25 protein-coding genes and 5 tRNA genes are annotated in these 20,019 nt (G+C 58.4%); 12 read left to right on the top strand and 18 right to left on the bottom strand.

Translation table 11 applies throughout. The features are described from left to right. Window positions 1-195: 195 nt before the first annotated feature. The 6 genes from fadR (at window position 196) to BN1139_RS16220 (ending at window position 5,717) form a co-directional block, all read left to right on the top strand. Window positions 196-909, top strand: coding sequence for a fatty acid metabolism transcriptional regulator FadR (gene fadR / locus BN1139_RS16240; RefSeq protein ID WP_026034983.1), 714 nt, complete (start codon window positions 196-198; stop codon window positions 907-909). 265 nt (window positions 910-1,174) lie between these two features. Next, window positions 1,175-1,315, top strand: a complete 141-nt coding sequence (locus BN1139_RS21105) for a TIGR02808 family protein (RefSeq protein ID WP_005345965.1) — start codon at window positions 1,175-1,177, stop codon at window positions 1,313-1,315. Window positions 1,316-1,503: 188 nt separating this feature from the next. Further along, window positions 1,504-2,061 carry a YaeQ family protein gene (locus tag BN1139_RS16235; RefSeq protein WP_005352343.1) on the top strand — a complete coding sequence of 186 codons (558 nt, stop codon included), beginning with the start codon at window positions 1,504-1,506 and terminating at the stop codon, window positions 2,059-2,061. A 12-nt stretch (window positions 2,062-2,073) separates the two neighbouring features. Continuing rightward, window positions 2,074-2,958, top strand: a complete 885-nt coding sequence (locus BN1139_RS16230; RefSeq protein ID WP_005352342.1) for an AEC family transporter — start codon at window positions 2,074-2,076, stop codon at window positions 2,956-2,958. Window positions 2,959-3,133: 175 nt separating this feature from the next. Next, on the top strand, window positions 3,134-3,598 hold the full coding sequence (locus BN1139_RS16225; protein ID WP_005352341.1) for a hypothetical protein: 465 nt from the start codon (window positions 3,134-3,136) through the stop codon (window positions 3,596-3,598). Window positions 3,599-3,881: 283 nt separating this feature from the next. Then, a complete protein-coding gene (locus BN1139_RS16220) occupies window positions 3,882-5,717 on the top strand; it encodes a sigma 54-interacting transcriptional regulator (protein WP_005352340.1) in 1,836 nt (611 codons plus the stop codon). A 154-nt stretch (window positions 5,718-5,871) separates the two neighbouring features. On the opposite strand, the gene BN1139_RS16215 is transcribed toward BN1139_RS16220, so the two are convergent. The 7 genes from BN1139_RS16215 to BN1139_RS16185 all read right to left on the bottom strand — a co-directional run bounded on the left by BN1139_RS16215 (window position 5,872) and on the right by BN1139_RS16185 (window position 8,254). Beyond that, window positions 5,872-5,948 (bottom strand) — tRNA-Val (locus BN1139_RS16215). A 38-nt stretch (window positions 5,949-5,986) separates the two neighbouring features. Next, window positions 5,987-6,063, bottom strand: a tRNA-Val gene (locus BN1139_RS16210). Between the two features lie 34 nt (window positions 6,064-6,097). Continuing rightward, window positions 6,098-6,174 (bottom strand) — tRNA-Val (locus BN1139_RS16205). Between the two features lie 18 nt (window positions 6,175-6,192). After that, window positions 6,193-6,269: transfer RNA gene (locus BN1139_RS16200), tRNA-Val, on the bottom strand. 13 nt (window positions 6,270-6,282) lie between these two features. Further along, a tRNA-Val gene (locus tag BN1139_RS16195) sits at window positions 6,283-6,359 on the bottom strand. A 159-nt stretch (window positions 6,360-6,518) separates the two neighbouring features. Continuing rightward, a complete protein-coding gene (locus BN1139_RS16190; RefSeq protein ID WP_005352337.1) occupies window positions 6,519-7,898 on the bottom strand; it encodes an MATE family efflux transporter in 1,380 nt (459 codons plus the stop codon). 149 nt (window positions 7,899-8,047) lie between these two features. Continuing rightward, window positions 8,048-8,254, bottom strand: coding sequence for a YaeP family protein (locus BN1139_RS16185; RefSeq protein WP_005352334.1), 207 nt, complete (start codon window positions 8,252-8,254; stop codon window positions 8,048-8,050). Window positions 8,255-8,384: 130 nt separating this feature from the next. On the opposite strand from BN1139_RS16185, the gene BN1139_RS16180 reads away from it, so the two are divergent. Together BN1139_RS16180 and BN1139_RS16175 are read left to right on the top strand one after the other, a co-directional pair. After that, window positions 8,385-9,287: a DMT family transporter gene (locus BN1139_RS16180; RefSeq protein WP_005352332.1), complete on the top strand. Its 903-nt coding sequence runs from the start codon at window positions 8,385-8,387 to the stop codon at window positions 9,285-9,287. Between the two features lie 102 nt (window positions 9,288-9,389). Next, entirely contained in the window at window positions 9,390-10,007 is a 618-nt protein-coding gene (locus BN1139_RS16175; RefSeq protein ID WP_005352330.1) for a riboflavin synthase, read from the top strand. Between the two features lie 174 nt (window positions 10,008-10,181). Here BN1139_RS16175 and BN1139_RS16170 read toward each other — a convergent pair whose 3' ends face one another. The 4 genes from BN1139_RS16170 to BN1139_RS16155 all read right to left on the bottom strand — a co-directional run bounded on the left by BN1139_RS16170 (window position 10,182) and on the right by BN1139_RS16155 (window position 13,549). Next, window positions 10,182-10,385, bottom strand: a complete 204-nt coding sequence (locus BN1139_RS16170) for a CPXCG motif-containing cysteine-rich protein (RefSeq protein WP_005336871.1) — start codon at window positions 10,383-10,385, stop codon at window positions 10,182-10,184. 271 nt (window positions 10,386-10,656) lie between these two features. Beyond that, window positions 10,657-11,316, bottom strand: coding sequence for a hexitol phosphatase HxpB (gene hxpB / locus BN1139_RS16165; RefSeq protein ID WP_005352329.1), 660 nt, complete (start codon window positions 11,314-11,316; stop codon window positions 10,657-10,659). 126 nt (window positions 11,317-11,442) lie between these two features. Continuing rightward, window positions 11,443-12,621, bottom strand: coding sequence for a formate-dependent phosphoribosylglycinamide formyltransferase (gene purT / locus BN1139_RS16160; protein ID WP_005352328.1), 1,179 nt, complete (start codon window positions 12,619-12,621; stop codon window positions 11,443-11,445). An 85-nt stretch (window positions 12,622-12,706) separates the two neighbouring features. Beyond that, window positions 12,707-13,549 carry a DMT family transporter gene (locus BN1139_RS16155; RefSeq protein ID WP_005352327.1) on the bottom strand — a complete coding sequence of 281 codons (843 nt, stop codon included), beginning with the start codon at window positions 13,547-13,549 and terminating at the stop codon, window positions 12,707-12,709. Between the two features lie 274 nt (window positions 13,550-13,823). On the opposite strand from BN1139_RS16155, the gene BN1139_RS16150 reads away from it, so the two are divergent. Further along, the gene (locus tag BN1139_RS16150) at window positions 13,824-14,411 is read left to right on the top strand and encodes an FMN-dependent NADH-azoreductase (RefSeq protein WP_005352326.1); all 588 of its coding nucleotides are present in this window, start codon (window positions 13,824-13,826) and stop codon (window positions 14,409-14,411) included. 156 nt (window positions 14,412-14,567) lie between these two features. On the opposite strand, the gene BN1139_RS16145 is transcribed toward BN1139_RS16150, so the two are convergent. From BN1139_RS16145 to BN1139_RS16130, 4 genes are all read right to left on the bottom strand, one after another. Continuing rightward, window positions 14,568-14,747, bottom strand: a complete 180-nt coding sequence (locus BN1139_RS16145; protein ID WP_005336860.1) for a hypothetical protein — start codon at window positions 14,745-14,747, stop codon at window positions 14,568-14,570. A 163-nt stretch (window positions 14,748-14,910) separates the two neighbouring features. Next, complete coding sequence (locus BN1139_RS16140) at window positions 14,911-15,099, bottom strand: DUF4250 domain-containing protein (RefSeq protein ID WP_005336858.1); 189 nt, start codon at window positions 15,097-15,099, stop codon at window positions 14,911-14,913. Window positions 15,100-15,101: 2 nt separating this feature from the next. After that, window positions 15,102-15,566: a MarR family winged helix-turn-helix transcriptional regulator gene (locus BN1139_RS16135; RefSeq protein WP_005336856.1), complete on the bottom strand. Its 465-nt coding sequence runs from the start codon at window positions 15,564-15,566 to the stop codon at window positions 15,102-15,104. Between the two features lie 170 nt (window positions 15,567-15,736). Continuing rightward, the gene (locus BN1139_RS16130; protein WP_005352323.1) at window positions 15,737-16,951 is read right to left on the bottom strand and encodes a UPF0149 family protein; all 1,215 of its coding nucleotides are present in this window, start codon (window positions 16,949-16,951) and stop codon (window positions 15,737-15,739) included. A 231-nt stretch (window positions 16,952-17,182) separates the two neighbouring features. On the opposite strand from BN1139_RS16130, the gene BN1139_RS16125 reads away from it, so the two are divergent. Together BN1139_RS16125 and BN1139_RS16120 are read left to right on the top strand one after the other, a co-directional pair. Next, entirely contained in the window at window positions 17,183-18,043 is an 861-nt protein-coding gene (locus BN1139_RS16125; RefSeq protein ID WP_005336853.1) for a CvfB family protein, read from the top strand. A 1-nt stretch (window position 18,044) separates the two neighbouring features. Continuing rightward, on the top strand, window positions 18,045-18,356 hold the full coding sequence (locus tag BN1139_RS16120) for a cysteine-rich CWC family protein (RefSeq protein WP_005352321.1): 312 nt from the start codon (window positions 18,045-18,047) through the stop codon (window positions 18,354-18,356). Between the two features lie 55 nt (window positions 18,357-18,411). Here the strand turns inward: BN1139_RS16120 and BN1139_RS16115 are convergent, their stop codons facing one another. After that, window positions 18,412-18,735: an HI1450 family dsDNA-mimic protein gene (locus tag BN1139_RS16115; protein ID WP_005336851.1), complete on the bottom strand. Its 324-nt coding sequence runs from the start codon at window positions 18,733-18,735 to the stop codon at window positions 18,412-18,414. Between the two features lie 147 nt (window positions 18,736-18,882). Between BN1139_RS16115 and BN1139_RS21895 the strand changes: the two genes are divergently transcribed. Beyond that, window positions 18,883-19,011 (top strand): hypothetical protein, encoded by a 129-nt coding sequence (locus tag BN1139_RS21895; RefSeq protein WP_256689486.1) that lies wholly within the window; start codon window positions 18,883-18,885, stop codon window positions 19,009-19,011. Window positions 19,012-19,014: 3 nt separating this feature from the next. Here BN1139_RS21895 and mtgA read toward each other — a convergent pair whose 3' ends face one another. Continuing rightward, window positions 19,015-19,806: a monofunctional biosynthetic peptidoglycan transglycosylase gene (mtgA, locus tag BN1139_RS16110; RefSeq protein WP_005352318.1), complete on the bottom strand. Its 792-nt coding sequence runs from the start codon at window positions 19,804-19,806 to the stop codon at window positions 19,015-19,017. Further along, on the bottom strand, window positions 19,791-20,019 hold a 229-nt coding region (locus BN1139_RS16105), incomplete at its 5' end, for a DUF440 family protein (RefSeq protein WP_052449569.1). The genes BN1139_RS16105 and mtgA, both read right to left, overlap by 16 nt.

The following is a 20,019-nucleotide window of genomic DNA, read 5'->3' as shown; positions in this document are numbered from 1 at the left end:
GCCGATGGATCTCTGCCCATCTGTCTGTTTTATAACCACCTTGTCGGGTTTGGCTGGCTCCCTCGTGGCGATTAGATACATATTCCCAACACTATATTTGCCATATGTGAGCAGAGGACTGACCTTATGCTTGCCAGCCATCATCGCTTTGATATCATTCGTCAGCCTTTTTACGCATTACAACAGAGTCAATTCATGGTTATAAAAGCGCAGAGCCCAGCTGGGTTTGCCGAGGAATACATCATCGAGTCCATCTGGAACAATCGCTTTCCTCCCGGATCTATTCTGCCCGCCGAGCGTGAATTATCCGAGTTGATCGGTGTGACGCGGACGACCTTGCGCGAAGTGCTGCAGCGACTGGCCCGTGATGGCTGGTTGACCATACAGCATGGCAAGCCGACCAAGGTGAACAATTTCTGGGAAACCTCCGGCCTCAATATTCTGGAGACGTTGGCTCGTCTGGATCAGGACAAGGTACCTGATCTGATAGCTCAGCTGCTCTCCGCCCGTACCCATATCTGCACCATCTTTATCCGCGGGGCGATCCGTCACAATCCGGAACAGGCCGCCGAGATCCTGCGTGGCGCCGATGGGGTCGAGAATAACGCCCAGGCTTATGCCGAGTTCGATTATCGCCTGCACCACCAGCTGGCGTTTGCTTCCGGCAATCCGATCTACGCCCTGATCCTGAACGGTTTCAAAGGGTTGTACAGCAGAGTCGGCAGCTACTACTTCTCCGACAAGCAGGCTCGCGAGACCGCAGATGCCTACTACAAGACCCTGCTCAATCTGGCCGAGACCAAGAACCACGAAGCCGTGTTCATGACGGTGCGTCAGTACGGTATCGAGTCCGGCAAGCTGTGGACCCGCCTGCGTCAGGACATGCCAAGCGATCTGTGCGACAACTGATCCCTTGCCTGTGCTGTCCAAGAAACGCGCCATCCGGCGCGTTTTTTTATTCTGCCGAGTTTGTGTCTATCCTTGATTGGCGGTGGTAATTGCTTGAACTGCATGGATATTTGGCCAAAAAGCTTGATCCAGCGCAAATGAACCCTGCATTTATCACTTTGGTGGCATAGGACCCAACCGCTGATTGAGGTCAAATGGAGGCATCAAGAGCGGAGCCAATATCCGCCAGAAGGAACACACCTTTCACCGGATGAAGGACACAACAATGAGTCTTCTTGAACACACCATCTGGACAGTACTGGGATATGGGGCCATGCCCTTTATCTTTCTGAGCGGATTCGTGGCGGTGGCAGTGACCTGTTGCATGCTGCTGAACGCGTTCGGGGTACAGTCCGCCGAGAAGTGAGTCGCTTCTCCATGCCGCCAAATGCCAGTCTTCGGACTGGCATTTGTTTTTTGTGTCTTTTAAAGCACTTATCCCGGCAGGGAAGGGGAAATCTTTGGTCAGGATGGTCGAACCTGCTGCCGATTTTGATTACACTGGCGCCCGTATTTCCCACTCACCCTTCTCTTATCAGGTGTTCAAGGTTTTCTATGGCTCTCAAGGCAACCGTATTCAAGGCCCAGATCAGTTTGTCTGATATGGATCGCAATCTGTATCAGGACTTCTCCCTCACGCTGGCGCGCCACCCCTCCGAAACCGATGAGCGGATGATGATCCGGCTGGCGGCTTTTGCCTGGCACGCCGCCGAGCGACTGGAATTCACCAAGGGATTGAGCGCCGATGATGAACCCGAGCTCTGGTGCAAGAACTACTCGGACGAAATAGAGCTCTGGATCGAGCTGGGCCAGCCCGATGAAAAACGGCTCAAAAAAGCCTGCAACCGCGCCCGTCAGGTGGTGCTCTATCTCTACGGTGGTCGTGGTACAGCCGTCTGGTGGAAGCAGAACCAGGGCAAGCTGAGCCAGCATGACAACCTCAGCATCATCGAACTCTCCGACAGCCAGACTCTGCCGCTCACCGCCATGGTCGAGCGTACCATGCAGCTCACCTGCACTATTTCCGATGGTCAGCTCTGGGTCAGTAACGGCGCACTGGAAGTGACGCTGGATCCGGTGGTGCTGATGGGCAAGCCGGCCCGCGAACTGTAACGGACGCCGCCCATGTTCAGCGCCCTGCTCAATATCGTCATTCCGGTGTTCGGTGTGGTCGGGCTCGGCGCCCTCTACGGGCGATTGCGACCGGGGGCTGCACTCGGTTACGTCAATCGGGCCAATATCGAGCTGTTTACCCCGGCGCTGGTCTTCTCCGCGCTGGTCAAGTATCCGCTGGCGCTGGCGGAGCATCTGCCGCTGATTGCGGCGGGGGCGCTGGTTATTCTGTTACCCGGTCTGCTGCTCGCGCTGCTCAAACTCAAAGGAATTGAGCGGGCAGCGCTGATCTTGCCCGCCATGTTCCGAAATACCGGCAATCTCGGTATCCCCTTGATGGTGCTGGCGTTTGGCGAGCAGCAACTGGGGGCCATCGTGATCCTCTTTGTGCTCTCCAATCTGCTGCACTTTTCGGTCGGCATGTTTATCCTCTCGGCCAATACCTCCCGCTGGCTGTGGCTGCGCAGCCCGGTACTGTGGGCCGCGCTGGCCGGTTTGCTGGTGGCCAACCTGCACATTGCGCTGCCGGAATATGTGGTGACCACGGCCTCGCTACTCGGCCAGATCTCGGTGCCCCTGATGCTCTTTGCGCTGGGTATTCGCCTGATGGAGGGAGAGCTCGATCACCTGGGCCTCGCGCTCAAGTGCAACCTGCTCTATCTGCTGGCGGGGGGATTGTCGCTGCTGCTGGCGATCTGGCTGTTGCCGCTCAAGACGGAGTGGATCCCGCTGTTGATGTTGTCGGTTTCCTTGCCCCCTGCGGTGTTGAATTACATGCTCTGCGAGCAGTATCACTGCCAGCCTGACAAGGTGGCCAGTATCGTGCTCGGCGGCAATGCCCTCTCCGTGTTGGTGATCCCGCTGGCGGTCTGGCTGGCACTTCATCTGCCTGGCTGAGTCAGATTGCATCGCTGCGGCTCTTCTCGTGGAAACGGTTCGTACCAAATCATTGCCTCCGTGATACATCTGTCGTCCCCGTATCCGGCCCTGAGCCCCAGGGCTAACGGCGACAGCTATAGTATGAAAAAGAGCTGACTGACACTGTTTAACCAATGCCAGTGAGGGAAACCGGATGGGCACAAGTGAGCAATCTGATCCTGTGGGGCAGGCAAAATCGCGCTATGACCCGGCATTGCCTACCGGTTATGACTGGCGCAGACACCGCCGTTTTATCCTTAGTGGGGGTGGTTACAAGGCAGAATGCAGCCGTCGCAACTGGTTTCTGGAGTTGCTCAACCCGGTGCCCTATGTGGTGGTGCGCGACATAGCCATCGGCGGTATCGGCATTCTGGGTGCCATACGGTTGAAGGAGGGGGATGAGCTGGTGATTGCCATTCCCTCCGGCGATAAGCTGCGCGGTCTGGTCGTGAGATCCCAGCCAGACCCACTCTTTCCCAAACTCTATCGCACCGGTATTCGTCTGCATCGTTATCCGACGGCCGAGCTGTTTGCCCGCTGGCAAAGTTACATTCAGCCGCAAGATAAAGCGGATTTCGACCATGAGTGCCAAGTCTTGAAACAGGTACGTGGTGCGTGAACTAAATGCCATTTCAGAGGTTGTTTTCCCCACAGTCAGCATGAGCTGTCGATGGACTTTGCGGATCAGCAGGCTTGGCTGGTCTGAGTGGTTTATCTCACTGCATGTGTTTTCATCTTTATGTTTTTATTGAATTTTATCTGTGCCTCTGAAGTCGCGGAGGATGCGGATCTTTTTCCCTTTTCGTGATCCCCCCCGAAGTAGTTCCCCCTGATATCCCTTAGTATCTGGCCAGCATGACTCCCTTTAGGGGGAGGATAACAAGAACAAAAAGGAATGATGGATGAGATCCGTGAGCAACCAGTGTCTGTTGATGCAGATCCAGCCGACCATCTTGCGCTTTGCCAAGATGCTGGCGAGTGTGCTGCAGCTTGAGGTCGAAATTGTGGATGCCGATATGGTTCGGGTGGCTGGCACCGGGCCCTATGGCAAGTTCTTCGGTCGTCAGCTGGAGGGGGATTCCCGCCTGCTGCGCTATGTGATTGATAACCAGCGGGAGAAGATCGTTACCCACACCAGCGATGATCCGGTGTGTGACGGCTGTACCTGCAAGGAGAGCTGCCGTGAGCGCGCCTTCCTCGGGGTGCCCATCATGGTGGACGAGCGCTGTATCGGGGTGATCAGTCTGGTGGCCTTCAGCGACGAGCAGCAGGCGCGCCTCAACAACAATTTGCAGGATGTGTGTGACTATGTGCGCCATATCTCTACCATCTTTGTAGCCAAGTTGCTCGATTCGCGCGGGCTGTCGGACGGGGTCAACAAGGTGTTCCTCAATCTGATGACCAACATGGATCAGGGCTGCCTGCTGCTCGATGACAAGAGTCAACTGCTCTACGCCAACGAGGCGGCGCTCCATCATCTGGGTTGCCAGCAGGAACAGCTGCAGGGGCGCGAAGTGGGGATCCGCCCGCTCACCTTCTCCCAACAGGGGCTGAGTGGTCATCTTCAGCACATCATCACCTTTGAAGGTCGTCAGGAGCTGATCATCGGCCAGCTACACCATGTGCAGGGCCAGCAGCTCTTTCTGATGGCGTTTCACCAGTCCCACTCCGGTCAGGTTCAGGAGCCGGATCCGGATGTGCGGATCGATCAGCTGATCGGCGAGAGCAAGCCGATGCGCACCCTCAAACGACTGCTGCACCGCATCGCCCAGAGTCCCTCCAGCGTGCTGATTTGTGGCGAGAGCGGCACCGGTAAAGAGGTGGTGGCCCGCGCCGTCCATCGCTTGAGTCCCCGTCAGGACAAGCCGTTCATCGCCATCAACTGTGCCGCCATTCCCGAACAACTGCTGGAGAGCGAGCTGTTTGGCTATGTGAAGGGCTCCTTTACCGGTGCCTCCAGCGGTGGCAAACAGGGCCTGATCCAGGCGGCCCATCAGGGCACCCTGTTCCTCGACGAGATTGGCGACATGCCGCTTACCATGCAGGCCAAGCTGCTGCGGGTGCTGGAGCTGCGGGAGGTGACCCCCATCGGGGCCAGCCGACCGGTGCCGGTGGATATTCGCATCATCGCCGCCACTCACCAGCATCTCGATCAATACATCGCCGAGGGGAAGTTTCGTGAAGATCTCTACTACCGCATCAACGTTATCCCCCTCAACCTGCCGCCGCTGCGGGAGCGGGAAGGGGACGTGGAGCTGCTGACCCACTACTTCCTCAACCTGCACACCAGCCGCATTGGCATCGTCTATCCCGGTCTGGCACCCGAGGTGATGGCGCTGCTCAAGGGGTATCGCTGGCCGGGCAACGTCCGTGAGCTCAGCAACCTCATCGAATATCTGGTCAACGTCAGCCAGGCGGGCGAAGTGATTGACGCCAGCCTGCTGCCCCCCAATATCATCCGCAATCAGGAGCCCCATCGCGTGGCGGCCCAGTCGATCCCGGTGACCAATCTGGATGCGGCGTTCAATGTACCTGCCACAGCTCCGCTCGCCGCCACGCCGGAGAAACTGCCTGACCCCGTTCCAGGTGAGAGCGGCCTTGAGAGCATGGAGAAACAGATGATTGAAGAGACCCTGCAGCGGCTTGGCAACAAAAAACTGGCCGCACAGGCGCTGGGGATTGGGATTGCCACCCTCTATCGCAAGATAAAGAAGTACGAGATTGCCGTGCAGAGCTGAGGCGCTGGCGGCGTTTATCCGGCCCGTGTCATTCATCGGATGGCACGGGTTTTTTTATGGGAACAAGGCTCTGCGCCATTGCCGAATTGTGCTGAACGGATTGGCGGCACGGCAGAATGCAAAAAGCCCGCTCGATGAGCGGGCTTTTTTAATCTGGTGCGTCCTAGTGGATTCGAACCACCGACCCCCACCATGTCAAGGTGATGCTCTAACCAGCTGAGCTAAGGACGCAGGATGCGCAATGCGACTTTTATTTCTTTATGCAGAAGTGGTGGGTTTAATTGGATTCGAACCAACGACCCCTACCATGTCAAGGTAGTGCTCTAACCAACTGAGCTATAAACCCACATCTGGAATATCTGCAAAGTTTTGAGACTGAATGGTGCGTCCTAGTGGATTCGAACCACCGACCCCCACCATGTCAAGGTGATGCTCTAACCAGCTGAGCTAAGGACGCATAATCAGTGTTCTGTAATGGTGCGTCCTAGTGGATTCGAACCACCGACCCCCACCATGTCAAGGTGGTGCTCTAACCAGCTGAGCTAAGGACGCATCACAGAAAAAGTGGTGGGTTTAATTGGATTCGAACCAACGACCCCTACCATGTCAAGGTAGTGCTCTAACCAACTGAGCTATAAACCCACTTTCTCTTACTTCACTACGCCAGCGCTGCTGACGTGGTCGGCATACTACCCATGCCCCCCAAGGCTGTCAACAGGCCATATGCACAAAGGAGACTGTTTGCCCAGTTCTTGCGCAGCCTGTTGATTTTGCAGGCGAGTTGTCGCTTGCCAAGCCCTGTTACTGGGCTCGCGACAGGGTAGTACAGGCTTCCGGAGTTGCAAAACGGCCATAGATGTAGCGCAATCTCGCCCCCAGCATCAGGGCCGCGCTGGTGAGACCGACGATAAAGCCGATCCAGAAGCCCTGCGGCCCCATCCGCGGCACCAGCCAGTCGGTCAGACCCAGGATCATGCCGGTGGGCAGCCCCAGTCCCCAGTAGGCGACGATGGTGACGTAGAAGATCGCCTGGGTATCCTTGTAACCGCGCAGCGCAGCGGCCGCGACCACCTGCACCGAGTCGGAGATTTGATAGATGGCGGCGAAGAACAGCAAAATGGCCGCCAGGACGATCACCTGCTGATCATCGGTATAGATGGAGGCGATCTGTTCGCGCAGCAGCACCGTCATGGCGGCAGTAGCTGCGGCGATGGCCATCCCCAGCATCAAACCGGTGCGAGCCGCTACCCGGGCATGATGGGGCTGCCCTTCACCGATACTGTGGCCGACCCGGATGGTGACACCCACCCCGATGGAGAGGGGCAGCATAAAGACCAGGCTGGAGAAGTTCAGTGCAATCTGGTGACTCGCCACCGTCTCGGCACCGAAGGGGGCCAGCATCAGTGCCACCACGGTAAACAGGGTCACCTCGCAGAAGATCGCCATGGCGATGGGGAACCCTAAGCGGAACAAGCGCCAGATCCGGCTGCCGTTGGGGCGAGCCAGCTGGGAGAAGAGGCGGATCTCGGTGAAGTGACGGGAGAGCTTCACATAGAGGATCATCGCCAGCAGCATGGCCCACAGCACGATTGCCGTGGCCACGCCACAACCCACCCCGCCCAGTTTCGGCATGCCGAAGTGGCCGTGAATGAAGATGTAGTTGGCGGGAATATTGACCGCCAGCCCGACAAAGCCGATCACCATGGTGGGCATAGTGTGGGAGAGCCCCTCACTGAAGTTGCGCAGCACCTGGAACATCACGAAGGCGGGCAGGCCCCACAGGATAGCGTGCAGATAGCCGGTGGTCTTGGCCGCCATCACCGGCTCCACATCCATGAACTGCAACGCCAGCGGGCTGTAATAAAGCGCAATCATCGCCAGCGGGGTGACGATGAGCGCCAGCCAGAAACCCTGATGAACGGCCGGGCGAATTGCCTCCCGTTTACGGGCGCCATTGAGTTGGGAGACGATGGGGGTGAGCGCCATGATGATCCCCTGCACCAGCAGGATCACCGGTAGCCAGAAGCTGGACGCCACCGACACGGCAGCCAGATCGACCGCACTCACCTGACCCGCCATCACGGTATCGACGAAGTTCATGGCGACCTGGGCCACCTGGGCGACCAGAATGGGGCTGGCTAGACGGACGAGCTGCTTCGCCTCGGACCAATAACGTTGCACTGACACCTCCGAGTGGATCAGATAAGAGTAAAAAAGAGCGGAAATCGGGAAGAGCCTTTGCACTTTCGGACGAAAGTGCAAAGGGTGGGGGAGGCATTCTAGCCTGAAATTCAGCCAGGACGAAATAGTTGCCACCCCGAGGGGCAGGATCAGGCGTCTTCGTGATCGCTGATCAGCAGGTTGGCTGCTGCATAGGCGGCCTGTTCGCGAAGTTCGGCGGGTACCCGCTCATCGGCGGCGACCGCGTTGAGGGCGCGAATAGTGGCGGCAATGGCCTTCGGCACATAGCCCTGTTCACCGGATCCAATCTGGTTATAGGCGATACGGATCGCTTCACAGCACTCATAAACCATCATGATTTGCTTCCTTGAAAGTAAAAAGGCGAGCAAATATAGCGGTTTTGCTCCCATTTTGTCAGTCTCGCGGTTGTAATTTGCGGCAAGCCCGTTAGTTTGGTTACCCCCTTTTCCTGTTTCGGCCTCTTTGATGCTGCTCTCTTCGCGCAACTCACTGGCGATCTTTCTGACGCTGTTTGCACTTCTCGCCCTGACGCTTAAGGATGGCGCAGACAAATATCTGGTACTCCATGGCTACTCCGTGATGGAGATGGTCTGGTTTCGCTTCTTTGTTCCTTTCCTCGGTCTGCTGCTGTTGTTGCCAAGGCGCACCATGTCGGCGCTGCTGGCGGTGGATCGCTGGCTATTGTTGCGCTCGCTGCTGTTTCTGGTCTGTGCGCTGGTCTCGGTGATTGCGCTGGCCCATGTACCGCTCAACGTCTACACCATCATTTGCCAGCTTGGTTCGCTGGCCTTCGTGGTGGCGGGCGTGATCTTTTTCAGGGAGCGTCTGACCCGGGCCAAGGTGGCGGCCGTGCTGTTGGGGTTGTTTGGCGTGCTGGTGGTGACCCATCCTGACGGGGGCGACGCGAACCTCTACTATCTGCTGCCACTGGTCATTGTACTGGCCAACACCGGCTACAACCTCATCACCAAGCTGGTGGATCCACGTTTGACTACCCTCGATATCCTGATCGCCACCTGCTTCATGCTGGGGATGGTGGCAATGGTCGCACTCTGCTGGCAGCCTGCACTGTGGCGCTTCCCTGGGCTTGCCGACTGGCCTTATCTGCTGGCGCTACCGGTGGTGACCCTGCTCTCCCAATATTGCCTTATCAAGGCGATGCAGTATGCGCAGGCCTCTACTCTGGCGCCCTTCTTCTATTTCCAGATCTTTTTTTCTACCCTCTGCGGCTATCTGATGTTTGGTGAAATGCCGACCCTCAGTAGTATGGCGGGGTGTCTACTCATCGTGCTGGCTGGCATAGTGGTCATCCATTCCCAGCGCCGGGCTCGTGTGCTGGCGCGGTCTGAGGCGGCGGAGCAGGTGTGACAGTTTGTACGAAACGAATTGTGTAAAAACGGATTATGTAAAAGAAGCGGCCACAGGCCGCGATAAAAAACAGAGCGTGTTACCAGAAACAAAGAGGTGATGATGTTTACCGGAATTGTGCAAGGTGTGGCCGAGCTGGTCGCCATCGAAGAGAGTGCTTCATTTCGTACCCACGTGATCCGCATGCCCAGCCCGGCGTGGGGGGAAGGGCTGGCCCTCGGCGCCTCGGTCGCTCACAACGGCTGCTGCTTGACTGTCACCCGAGTTGAGGGGGAGCTGGTCAGCTTCGATCTGATGCAGGAGACCCTGCGCCTGACCAACCTCGGCAAGCTGCAGGTGGGGGACAAGGTCAATGTGGAGCGGGCTGCCCGCTTTGGCGACGAGATCGGCGGTCATGCCATGTCTGGCCATATCATCGGCATGGCAGAGGTTACCTCGGTGATCGACACACCCAAGAACCGTCAGGTGTGGTATCGCCTCGCTCCCGAGCTGATGAAATATGTGCTGACCAAGGGGTATATCGGCATCGATGGCATCAGCCTGACCATAGGTGAGGTGCGCGAGCGGGAGTTCTGCGTCCATCTGATCCCCGAGACCCTGGCCCGCACCAATCTGGGTTGGGTCAAGGCTGGCTGGCAGACCAATATCGAGATCGATCCTCAGACCCAGGCCATCGTCGATACCGTGGAGCGGGTACTGGCGGCGCGCGGGGGTCACTGAAAGGAAACGGCTCGGTTTCAATCCCTTCATAAACAAGGGCCTGCAGTATGCAGGCCCTTGTTATTCATGCGGTGAAAATATCCACTCAACTTTCTATGACTCGCAGTCACAACATCTGCTCAGCTCTTTGCGACTTGCAGGCAAAACAGATGCTCGGCCTTTTGTGACTCGCAATCAAAACAGTTGCTCGTCGTCTGCATCCACAAACAACTGCAAACAGTCGCGGGCTTCGTCGCGGTGAAGCCGCAGGTGGATTGGATTGCAACAGGCCATGCAATCTTCGTAAAACTCTTGATCACCCTGACTGGCATCCAGCTCGACCCGGGTATGGTGGCCACAGTGAGGGCAGACGATGCGCTTGCTGGTGTACTCGATCATGATAACCTCCTCGGGCCCTGAGGCCGCCTATCTACCCTGATTCTAGTCGGGCTGCAGGGGGTTAACCGCGAGCAAACGCACGTTTATGACAGAGATCAAGCCTGAGGGATGGCAAGGTGCAACCGGTTGGACTGGTCGTGTGCGAGAGGAACAATCTGGTTGAGAATGACAGGTGAAAAGAGGCAAATTGCCAACGGTTGTTTGGCAATCACAGGGGGCTGGAGCCCCCTGCGGATATGAGAACGCGAGCGCAGCAAGGCGCCGATAGGCGCTACTTGACCCAGCTGGCCAACATGTCGGCATTCAGCTCGGCCAGCGAGCCGAGCTGGTAGTTGGCGATGGCCAAGCGTGGGTCACCCACTAAAGCGGGGTCCGGCACGATCAGCGCGGTCATGGAGGCCGCCTTGGCCGCCAGCAGGCCGGTAAAACTGTCTTCGATGGCCAGACAATGAACCGGATCTACCCCCAGTTTCTCGGCGGCGTGGATATAGACATCCGGGTGCGGTTTGCCAAAACGCTCCACCTCTGCGGAGTGAACCGCCATAAAGCGATCGCGGATGCCGAGTTTGCCGAGCACCGCTTCTACCATGGCGAAGGGGGAGGAGGTGGCCAGACCCACTTTCAGGCCGCGCGCTTCGATAAGGTCGAGTGCCTCCAGCACGCCGGCTTTGGCCTGACCTTCGGAGAGGATCAGGGCGTTGACCCGATCCAGAATGCGCTGTACCACTTCTTCCTGGCTCGGGCCGCTCCACGGGCGCAGGCGATACCAGTGGGCGACCAGCTGATCGATGCGCACGCCGATGGTCGACTCACAATCCTCGACGGTGTGGGGGTGACCCAGTTCGGAGAAAACGGCGATCTGGGCCCGTTGCCAAAAGGGTTCCGAGTCGATCAGAACACCATCCATATCGAAGATCACGGCAGCTAACATCTTGTACTCCTGACAAATTTGAAGAGGGGATTATAAGCCTGACGGGGAAATGCAAAAGGGGCATTGCCATGCCCCTTGCGCCCGATCACATCGGCAAACGTTTGTTTTGCTGTGGCAAAAAAGCCCTTAGAACAGTACTTCGACCTTGGCGGCCACGGCTTTGGCTTTTTCCACCGCATCCTGGCAATCCGCTGCGCGGGCCAGCGCCACGCCAAGACGGCGGCGACCGGCGATCTCCGGCTTGCCAAATAGCCGCAGCTGGGCGCCCGGCACCAGCGCCAATGCCTCACCAATTCCCTGATAGCGGATATCCTGGCTGTGCCCTTCGCGCAGTACCACGGCAGAGGCACTAGGCCCGTACTGGGTGATGGTGCCGACCGGCAGCCCCAGAATGGCGCGTACGTGCAGGGCGAACTCGGAGAGATCCTGCGAGATCAGGGTCACCATGCCGGTATCGTGGGGACGCGGCGAGACTTCGCTGAACCACACTTCATCGCCTTTTATAAAGAGCTCGACTCCGAACAGGCCGTAACCACCGAGGGCCTCGACCACCTTGGCAGCTACCTCTTTGGAGCGGGCCAGCGCTAGCTCGCTCATCACCTGCGGCTGCCAGGATTCGCGGTAGTCGCCATCTTCCTGACGGTGGCCGATCGGCTCGCAGAAGTGAATGCCATCGACGGCGCGTACAGTGAGCAGGGTGATCTCGTACTCGAAGGGAACGAAGCCCTCGACGATCACCTTGCCACGACCGGCGCGGCCGCCTTCCTGGGCGTAGGTCCAGCTCTCATCCAGCTTGGCGAGATCGCGCAGTACGCTCTGCCCCTTGCCGGACGAGCTCATCACAGGTTTCACCACGCAGGGCAGGCCGATAACCTCGACGGCGGCGACAAACTCCTCTTTGCTTTGGGCAAAACGGTAGGGGGAGGTGGGCAGGCCCAGGGTCTCGGCGGCGAGGCGGCGGATCCCTTCCCGGTTCATGGTGAGCTGGGTAGCGCGGGCGTTGGGCACTACCTTGACCCCTTCTTGCTCAAGGGAAGCAAGGGTATCGGTGGCGATCGCTTCAATCTCGGGGATGATGAGGTCGGGTTTAACCTCGGCAACCAGGGCACGCAGGGCGTTGCCATCGAGCATGTCCAGCACGTGGGCTGCGTGGGCCACTTGCATGGCGGGGGCATTGGGGTAGCGGTCGGCGGCGATCACTTCGATCCCGAACCGTTGCAACTCGATGGCGACCTCCTTGCCAAGTTCGCCGGAGCCCAGCAGCAGGGCACGGGTGGCGCCGGGGCGGGTTGCGGTTCCAAACATACGATCTCTCCTGATGTCGATGGTCATTGTTGATGATCGCTATTACACAAATAGCGGACAAAAAAAGAGGCACGCATGGCGTACCTCAGGAAACGGGTTTGTGAGCGCGCTGCTCCAGATGGGTCAGCAAGGTAATGGCGCCAATGATGATGGCGGCGCCAAGCCACAGACGGCCGGGGGGCGCCCAGCCAAATACCAGCCAGCCCGCCACCACGTTCATCGGCAGCTTGGCAAAATCGAAAGGTTGTACGAAGGAGGCCTCCGCCACGCTGTAAGCGCGGGCGATGGACATCTGGGCCAGCGCCGTCAGCACGCCGGAAGCGGCTACCAGCAGCCACTGGCTCTCGCTTGGCCACTGCCACTCCGGCAGGGCCAGCATGACGTTGAACGGGGTACTGAAGATAAGCAGATAGACCACAATGGTGTGGGATGATTCGTTGGCTGCCTGATAGCGCACCATCAGGGAGTAGCCGGCCCAGAACAGCGCCGCCGCCACCGGCAGCAGGGAGGCCCAGTTGAATTCGTCAGTCCAGGGGGCGAGGATCAGCATGGCGCCGGCAAAGCCCGCCAGGGTGGCCAGAATGCGGGCGCGGCTCACCTGCTCCTTGAGCAGCAGGGCGGAACCCAGGGTGGCAAACAGCGGTGAGGTCATCAGCAGAGCGATCCCCTGCCAGATGGGTACGGGGTACGCCAACGCCCAGAGCCAGAGTTGGATGCCGACTACCGCCAGCAATACCCGCAACAGGTGCAGCCGGAACTGATTGGTCATCAAGGATTGGCGCAAGCCATGACGAACCAGCCAGGGCAACAGGCAGATCAGGGCGATCAGGTATTGATGAAAGGCGACCTGAGTAGAGGCAAGGCCGAGTTTGAAGCTAACATACTGGCTCAGGCTGTTGACGGCGACGAAGCAGAGTCCTGCCACCATCATCCAGACTGCACCGGCCAAAGGAGAGTGCCTGCGCGAGGGTATCATGGGATCCGGGTCGCTGGAAAAAAGTGCGGCGGATCATAACGGCAATCGTTTGTTCTGCCAAGGGTTGAAGCGCGGCCGCAGGGTTGGCTGGCGAGGAAATGGCCTTTAATCAAAAATTTTGAACAAGTTGAGCATCTATTTTCGCTATCAGCAAATAAGCACAATGTTTAGAGTGACCTCCATCGACAGCAACGCTGTTCAACCGACAACCAAATGGAGTTTCACCATGGCCAATATCCTCGTACTCAAATCCAGCATCCTGGGTCAATATTCCCAATCCAACGCCCTGATCGACGGCTTCCTGGCTGATCATCAGGATGATGCAGTCACCGTGCGTGATCTGGCGGCCCTCAACCTGCCGGTGCTGGATGGCGAGCTGGCCTCCGGCCTGCGCGGTGGTGACAACCTCAATGAACGTCAACTGGCGGTGATCGCCCAGTCTGACGAGCTGATCGCCGAGCTCAAAGCAAGCGATCTGGTGGTGATTGCGGCCCCCATGTACAACTTCAACATCCCGACCCAGCTGAAAAACTGGATCGATCTGGTGGCTCGTGCTGGCGTCACCTTCCGCTACACTGAGACCGGTCCGGTCGGTATGGTTGAAAATACCCGTGCGCTGGTGATCAGCCCTCGTGGCGGCATGCACGTTGGCAGTGCCACCGATCTGGTCACTCCCTACATGCGTACCGTGCTCGGTTTCATCGGTATCAAAGAGGTGGATTTCATCTACGCCGAAGGGATGGGGATGGGTCCGGATGCCCAGAGCAAGGGGATGGAAGCGGCCAAAGCGCAGCTTGAGGCTCTGGCTATATAAGGGCTCTCTATCCCGTCAGGGAAGGGGTTGCCCGCGAGATACAGGAACGCAGCCATCAGGCTGCGTTTGTTTTTGGGCTAGATATGATTACGACAGACGTTGCTGCTACAGAGAGTATCGCGGCAAGCGATCGGTATAGACGTTCCGGCGGAATCGCTACTCCATCATAAAACGGCGACAACCGCGCACCAGCAGCAATGCCACCGCGACCAGCAGGCCAAGCAAGAGGGTGGTCAGCCACTGTTCGGTACTTTGCGGCAAGTGGGGCGTGAAGAGGCTGATCATCAACAGGGTACAGAGCGTGATCAACAGGCTCTGTCGGGTCATCAATATCATGGGGTCATCCTTGGTTTGCTCACCTGAAACGATTTTAATGCCCTCTTGTGACAGGGTGATGTATCCGTGCATCACCCTGTTGGGGCTCTTCAGACCATATCAGGTTTTTACCGCAGAGCCAGCGCCATCACTGGCGCTGTGATCCCGATCCCGCTAGCTATCTTTATCTGAACTGTTTCTGGGCTGGCTGGTAGTGAAAATCGCCGCTGGCGAGCCGCGCTTCCAGTGCAGCCTGATCGATATCCTGCGCTTTGCAGAGATCATCCAGATCGTCATAGCGATCACGCAGCTGCATATTGACGACGCTCAGCAGCATGTTGATGTCCATGGTGGCGAACTTTTTCAAATCCATGATTATTTCTCCCGATCCAGTGATTGCAGCTGCTCGATGGCGGCGCTGACGCTGTGCAGATGCTGGCGGATCGCCTCGCGGGATTCGCTAGGCAGATAGTCGGTCAGGGTATGTTGCCAGCTGCCCGCTTCACTCTTGAGCTGCAGGAAGAGGGCGAGCCCGGCATTGGTGAGGGAGACCAGGCTGATGCGTTTGTCCTGCTCGCTGCTCTCGGTAAAGATGATCCCTTTTTCGACCAGACGGCGGATCTCGCGGGAGATGCGCACCTTGTCCATGCCGCTCGCCTCGACCAGCTCTTTCTGACTGATGGGGTAGTTGGGGCCGAGCACCATCATCAGGCGCCACTGCGGCACGGTCAGCTGGTAACGCTGCTCATAAAACTGTTCGAAGGTATCCCGTAGCATCTCGGCGGCATGTACCAACTGATAGGGCGGGTAGTGAGCGAGTAACGCTATGATTTTTGACATATTACACCCTGCTGTGACGGCTGCATCAGATGCAGTTTCTTTTGATACTTTGACATTGATGATACGAAACTCAAGCTGATTTGTCTGACCCGGTTGCGATGAAATGTGCGGTGGCGCACGCCCTCAAGTAAAAACCGGGTCTGACCGACGGGATTTTAAGCCAACGCTGTTCAGCCTTTACGCAACCAGATGAGGGCGTTCTGCTTGAGCCAGGCCTCGCGAGTGTGGATGGCGTAGAGCGCGGCCTCGTCGCGGCTGCCCGCTTGCCAGCTTTGTGGCTCCTGTTTGGGCAGCTTGCGCTGACCCAGCAGGCAGGCCGGAATGTGCGGGTTGGCCTCGATGGCGACCAGCAGATGGGGCTTGGCTGCCTCGGCACCCTCGGTAGCAAAGAGCATCAGCGCCTTGTTATAGAGCAACCAGCTGGAGGCTTCATCGAAGCGCACCAGCAGGGCGGCCAACACCTGCCAATCCCCTTGCAGTGCATAGAGGGTGGAGAGGTTGTAGCGGCAACCCAGCTCATCGGCCATGCAGATTGTCAGCAGCGCCAGATACTCCGCTTTGGCTTCACCCAGCTTGCCAAGGCGCAGCAGGCAGTCGGCGCGCCCGGCTCTGGCGGCCAGCAGAGGGCGCAGTTCGGGGGCACTCCAGCCGTGGCCGGCGATTTGCTGCCAGAAGGCGTCGTCAAACAGCGGAGTGGCATCGGCGATGATCTTCTCGAACCAGCCGAGGCGGGCCTGATGATCGCGGCAGCTGTCGGCCAGCTCGAACCAGGTCTGCCACTGTTGGGCCTGCTCGCCATTGAGGGCCACATCAGCGCTGGGGGCGGCCTGATACTGGTCGAGGTTGAGCAACTGGTTGAGGGCGGTTTTCATATTCTGGCGCTGGCGTTTGCAGAACTCGACAAAGGGGAGTTCGCTGGCGGCTGCGCTATAGAGCATCTGGGCCATCTGCTTGTCGCGAAACAGGCTCAGCTCTGCGGCCAGACTGAAGCGGTACTGGGTGGTCGGGTCGTTCAAATCCTTCGGCTTGGGCCAGGTGGCAAAACCCATGCTGAAGCCATAACACCATTGACCGAGGGGGTGGCTCTGTTCGAACACCTGCTCGGGGTTATCGCTGGGCAGGCGGCACTGGCTGGGCAGGGCCAGCTGGGCGTCGTCGGCTTGGGATTCCAGCTCGGCGATCAGGTGGTTGAGGGCTTCTGCGCTTTTTTCATCCAACTCGGCATCCTGTTCCAGCAGACCAGCCAGCGGGTGTTGCCAGTCAGGGGTCTCTGGCCCCACCAGACGAGCACAGAGAAAACCGTGCAGGGCCGGGTAGGTCATGTCCTGATCGCTGTGGCTCTGGATCCATTGATTAAGATGGCGGGTACGAGTGGATGGGTTCATCGACAGTTCCTCTGGATTTGAACAGCCGCGAAGTCTACCTAAAAGTGGGGTTATTTGCAGTAAATGGCCGCCTGTTTGGCGATTTAATCACCATTGGCGGATAAGATAGGGGCGAAAGGGCGGTTCGTGGTGGCTTGGGGACTAGGCCGGATCACCGCTCTTGAGGTAACATGCGCGCCCATAGGGGCCATGATCAATTGGCCCATCCGGGTAATGAGAAAAGAGAGCACCATGATACAGATTGGCAAGATGAACACCCTCACCGTTGTTGAACTCGAAGACCGTGGCGCCTGGCTTGCGGCCGATGAGTACGGTGAACTGCTGCTGCCCAAACGTCAACTGCCGGAAGGGGTGAAAGAGGGGGATAGCGTGCAGGTCTTCCTCTATCTGGATGCCGATTGCGAGCCGGTGATCACCACCGACAAGCCATTTGCCATGGTGGACGAATTTGCCGGTCTGAAAGTGGTCAATGCCAACAAGATTGGTGCTTTCCTCGACTGGGGCATGAAAAAGGATCTGTTCGTGCCCAGCCGTGAGCAGAACAAGCCGATGCAGGTGGGCCACGTTTATCTGGTGCGTCTGCAACTGGATAACGAAGGGCGCATGGTCGGCACCAGCCGCATCGAGCGTTTCCTGACCCCGGCCGGCAGCAACTTCAAGGTCGGTGACGAAGTGACCGCGCTGCCGGGGGAGCACTCGCCCTTGGGCATCAAGGTGATCGTCAACGGTCAGTATCCCGGCATGCTGTTCAAGAACGAGGTGTTTGGCCGGGTGATGACCGGTCGGCCGCAAACCGCCTGGGTCAAGCAGGTGCGCGAAGATGGCAAGCTCGATCTGACCCTGCAAAAGCCGGGTCTGGCGCGGGTTGATGATGCCGGTGAACGGATTCTGAGCCGGATGAAAAAGCAGGGCGGCAGTCTGGCGGTGGGTGACAAGAGCGAACCCGAGCTCATCTACAAGTTGTTCAGCATGAGCAAGGGCACCTTCAAGAAGGCGATCGGCGGCCTCTACAAGCAGGGCAAGATCGTCATCGAAGATAACGCCATCACTCTGGTGGCCACAGAGACCGACTCGGCCGTGGATAGCGAATAAGATGCCGAGTCCCTGTGTTGGCCTCTGCAAGGCGAAAGATGGGCTTTGCCTTGGTTGTGGCCGCACCTTGACCGAGATCGGCCACTGGTCGGCGATGGATAGCAAGGCCCAGCTGGCGGTGATGGCCGAGCTGAATGGCTCGAAAAGCACCCACCGCTGTCCGGGTTGTGGCGAACCGGCCCATTGCGCCGTCTCTGCCGGTCAGACCATCGCCCAGTGCTGGTGCAGCCAGTTGCCGGTACTGCCGATGCAGGAGGCCAGCGCTTGCTGGTGCCGCCGCTGTCTGGCCAAGGCCATCGCGGCGCAGGATTAGCAGAAAACTGAATTAAGTGAAAATAGAAACAAGAAAGGCGCCGATGGCGCCTTTTTTATGCCTGCTGCTGGCGATGCCAGCGCACATGCACTTGATCTTCGGTCAGCAGACGGGGCAGCAGGAAGGTGGCGAAGATCACCTCAAACTCATCCTGATGATCCAGCAAACCGACCCATACTTCGACCCAGCGCTCCATATCGACCGGCTCACCCAGCTCGGTCGACCAGTCGGCATTGGGCAGGGTTGCCTCCACGGCGCCACGCTGCTCAAACTCCAGGGTGATGTCGACTATTTGTTCGGGGGCCAGCATATCGGCGGCCTGCTCAAGAAACTGATCATAGGCCCATTCGACCAGCTGATCCGGGGTACGCTGTTCCATGAAATCACTCCAGATACATCGAGGTTCGCTACTGTAACAATTATTGGCTGTGGCGGCCAGACCAGTGCGCCGGGCGTGCCTGACCTGTCCAAGTTGCCGTTGGGGGAGTATGGTTAAGGCACGGATCATCTGGCAGGGAGTAAGGGGATGAAGCAGCGGGGACGGCGGCAACAGATCAAGCGACGGCGCGAGGCCTGGTGGTGGCACTATCTGCCGCTTCACCGCGAGATGGTGGGCGGCCATCTGGGCCCACCGGAGAAACCCGATGAGCCCTGAGGATCAGTCGGCCTGATGCACCCGATTGAGGGTGATCTGACCCAGTTGACCCATTTGACGGCGGATCCAGACCGAGCGCTTCTGCACATAGGGTGAAGGGGGCTTGACCCGATAACGCCACGGATTGGGCAGGGCGGCGGCCAGCAGGGATGACTCGTAGCGGGTCAAGCGGCTGGCCGGTTTGCCAAAGTAGGTGCGGGCGGCGGCTTCGGCGCCATAGATGCCGGGGCCGAACTCCACGATATTGAGATAGACCTCGAGAATGCGGGCCTTGTCCCAACCCAGCTCCATCAGCAGGGTAAACCAGGCCTCCAGCCCCTTGCGCAGGAAGCTGCGATCACTCCACATAAAGAGGTTCTTGGCGGTCTGCTGGCTGAGAGTGCTGGCGCCGCGCACCCGTTCGCTGTGCTGGTTGTGCTTGAGCGCCGCGTTGATGGCATCCATGTCAAAGCCGTTGTGATCGGCAAAGCGCTGATCCTCGGCGGCGATCACCGCCAGTTGCAGCTCTTTGGAGATGGACTCCAGATCTACCCATTGATGGCGTACCTGGGTGATTTTGGCGGGCGGAAAGAGGGCCCGCTCGATACGCCAGCTCCACATCGGCGGATCGATAAAACGCAGCAAGGCGACCGAGCCGACCGAGCAGAGCAGCCCGGCCAGCGCGATCTTGCCTGCCCACCTCAACACCCGGCGCCCAATGGATGCAGATGGGCGCACGGGGGCCACGGCGTCAGGGCCAGACTCCCACTGATAGTGGCTGGGATCATCGGGATCCGGAATTATTGGGGCAGCCATTCGATGTGGCAGAACTTCTCGTCAACACGGCGGGAGAGCAGCATGCGGGCAAACAGGTGCTCATACTCTTGTTCTTCATTGCCAAGGCCTACCCAGATCTCGGCATAGTCGGTATCGCTCACGGCAAAACCCACGTCCGCCTCCCAGTCATCGGCCGGGTCGGTTTCGGCCAGCAGGCCGCGGTCGTTGAACTCCTGATTGAAGCGGGCGATC

Source organism: Aeromonas veronii bv. veronii, assembly GCF_000820225.1.
In the GTDB taxonomy this organism is placed as follows: domain Bacteria; phylum Pseudomonadota; class Gammaproteobacteria; order Enterobacterales; family Aeromonadaceae; genus Aeromonas; species Aeromonas veronii.
Note: the sequence above shows the minus strand (reverse complement) of the source record. Positions and strands in the feature narration are given on the sequence as shown.

What these genes read in the sequence shown, in the direction of transcription:
- fadR (WP_026034983.1), top strand. Translation starts at nt 196, where the DNA reads ATGGTTATAAAAGCGCAGAGCCCAGCTGGGTTTGCCGAGGAATACATC.
- BN1139_RS21105 (WP_005345965.1), top strand. Translation starts at nt 1,175, where the DNA reads ATGAGTCTTCTTGAACACACCATCTGGACAGTACTGGGATATGGGGCC.
- BN1139_RS16235 (WP_005352343.1), top strand. Translation starts at nt 1,504, where the DNA reads ATGGCTCTCAAGGCAACCGTATTCAAGGCCCAGATCAGTTTGTCTGAT.
- BN1139_RS16230 (WP_005352342.1), top strand. Translation starts at nt 2,074, where the DNA reads ATGTTCAGCGCCCTGCTCAATATCGTCATTCCGGTGTTCGGTGTGGTC.
- BN1139_RS16225 (WP_005352341.1), top strand. Translation starts at nt 3,134, where the DNA reads ATGGGCACAAGTGAGCAATCTGATCCTGTGGGGCAGGCAAAATCGCGC.
- BN1139_RS16220 (WP_005352340.1), top strand. Translation starts at nt 3,882, where the DNA reads ATGAGATCCGTGAGCAACCAGTGTCTGTTGATGCAGATCCAGCCGACC.
- BN1139_RS16185 (WP_005352334.1), bottom strand. Translation starts at nt 8,254, where the DNA reads ATGATGGTTTATGAGTGCTGTGAAGCGATCCGTATCGCCTATAACCAG.
- BN1139_RS16180 (WP_005352332.1), top strand. Translation starts at nt 8,385, where the DNA reads ATGCTGCTCTCTTCGCGCAACTCACTGGCGATCTTTCTGACGCTGTTT.
- BN1139_RS16175 (WP_005352330.1), top strand. Translation starts at nt 9,390, where the DNA reads ATGTTTACCGGAATTGTGCAAGGTGTGGCCGAGCTGGTCGCCATCGAA.
- BN1139_RS16170 (WP_005336871.1), bottom strand. Translation starts at nt 10,385, where the DNA reads ATGATCGAGTACACCAGCAAGCGCATCGTCTGCCCTCACTGTGGCCAC.
- hxpB (WP_005352329.1), bottom strand. Translation starts at nt 11,316, where the DNA reads ATGTTAGCTGCCGTGATCTTCGATATGGATGGTGTTCTGATCGACTCG.
- purT (WP_005352328.1), bottom strand. Translation starts at nt 12,621, where the DNA reads ATGTTTGGAACCGCAACCCGCCCCGGCGCCACCCGTGCCCTGCTGCTG.
- BN1139_RS16155 (WP_005352327.1), bottom strand. Translation starts at nt 13,549, where the DNA reads ATGGTGGCAGGACTCTGCTTCGTCGCCGTCAACAGCCTGAGCCAGTAT.
- BN1139_RS16150 (WP_005352326.1), top strand. Translation starts at nt 13,824, where the DNA reads ATGGCCAATATCCTCGTACTCAAATCCAGCATCCTGGGTCAATATTCC.
- BN1139_RS16145 (WP_005336860.1), bottom strand. Translation starts at nt 14,747, where the DNA reads ATGATATTGATGACCCGACAGAGCCTGTTGATCACGCTCTGTACCCTG.
- BN1139_RS16140 (WP_005336858.1), bottom strand. Translation starts at nt 15,099, where the DNA reads ATGGATTTGAAAAAGTTCGCCACCATGGACATCAACATGCTGCTGAGC.
- BN1139_RS16135 (WP_005336856.1), bottom strand. Translation starts at nt 15,566, where the DNA reads ATGTCAAAAATCATAGCGTTACTCGCTCACTACCCGCCCTATCAGTTG.
- BN1139_RS16130 (WP_005352323.1), bottom strand. Translation starts at nt 16,951, where the DNA reads ATGAACCCATCCACTCGTACCCGCCATCTTAATCAATGGATCCAGAGC.
- BN1139_RS16125 (WP_005336853.1), top strand. Translation starts at nt 17,183, where the DNA reads ATGATACAGATTGGCAAGATGAACACCCTCACCGTTGTTGAACTCGAA.
- BN1139_RS16120 (WP_005352321.1), top strand. Translation starts at nt 18,045, where the DNA reads ATGCCGAGTCCCTGTGTTGGCCTCTGCAAGGCGAAAGATGGGCTTTGC.
- BN1139_RS16115 (WP_005336851.1), bottom strand. Translation starts at nt 18,735, where the DNA reads ATGGAACAGCGTACCCCGGATCAGCTGGTCGAATGGGCCTATGATCAG.
- BN1139_RS21895 (WP_256689486.1), top strand. Translation starts at nt 18,883, where the DNA reads ATGAAGCAGCGGGGACGGCGGCAACAGATCAAGCGACGGCGCGAGGCC.
- mtgA (WP_005352318.1), bottom strand. Translation starts at nt 19,806, where the DNA reads ATGGCTGCCCCAATAATTCCGGATCCCGATGATCCCAGCCACTATCAG.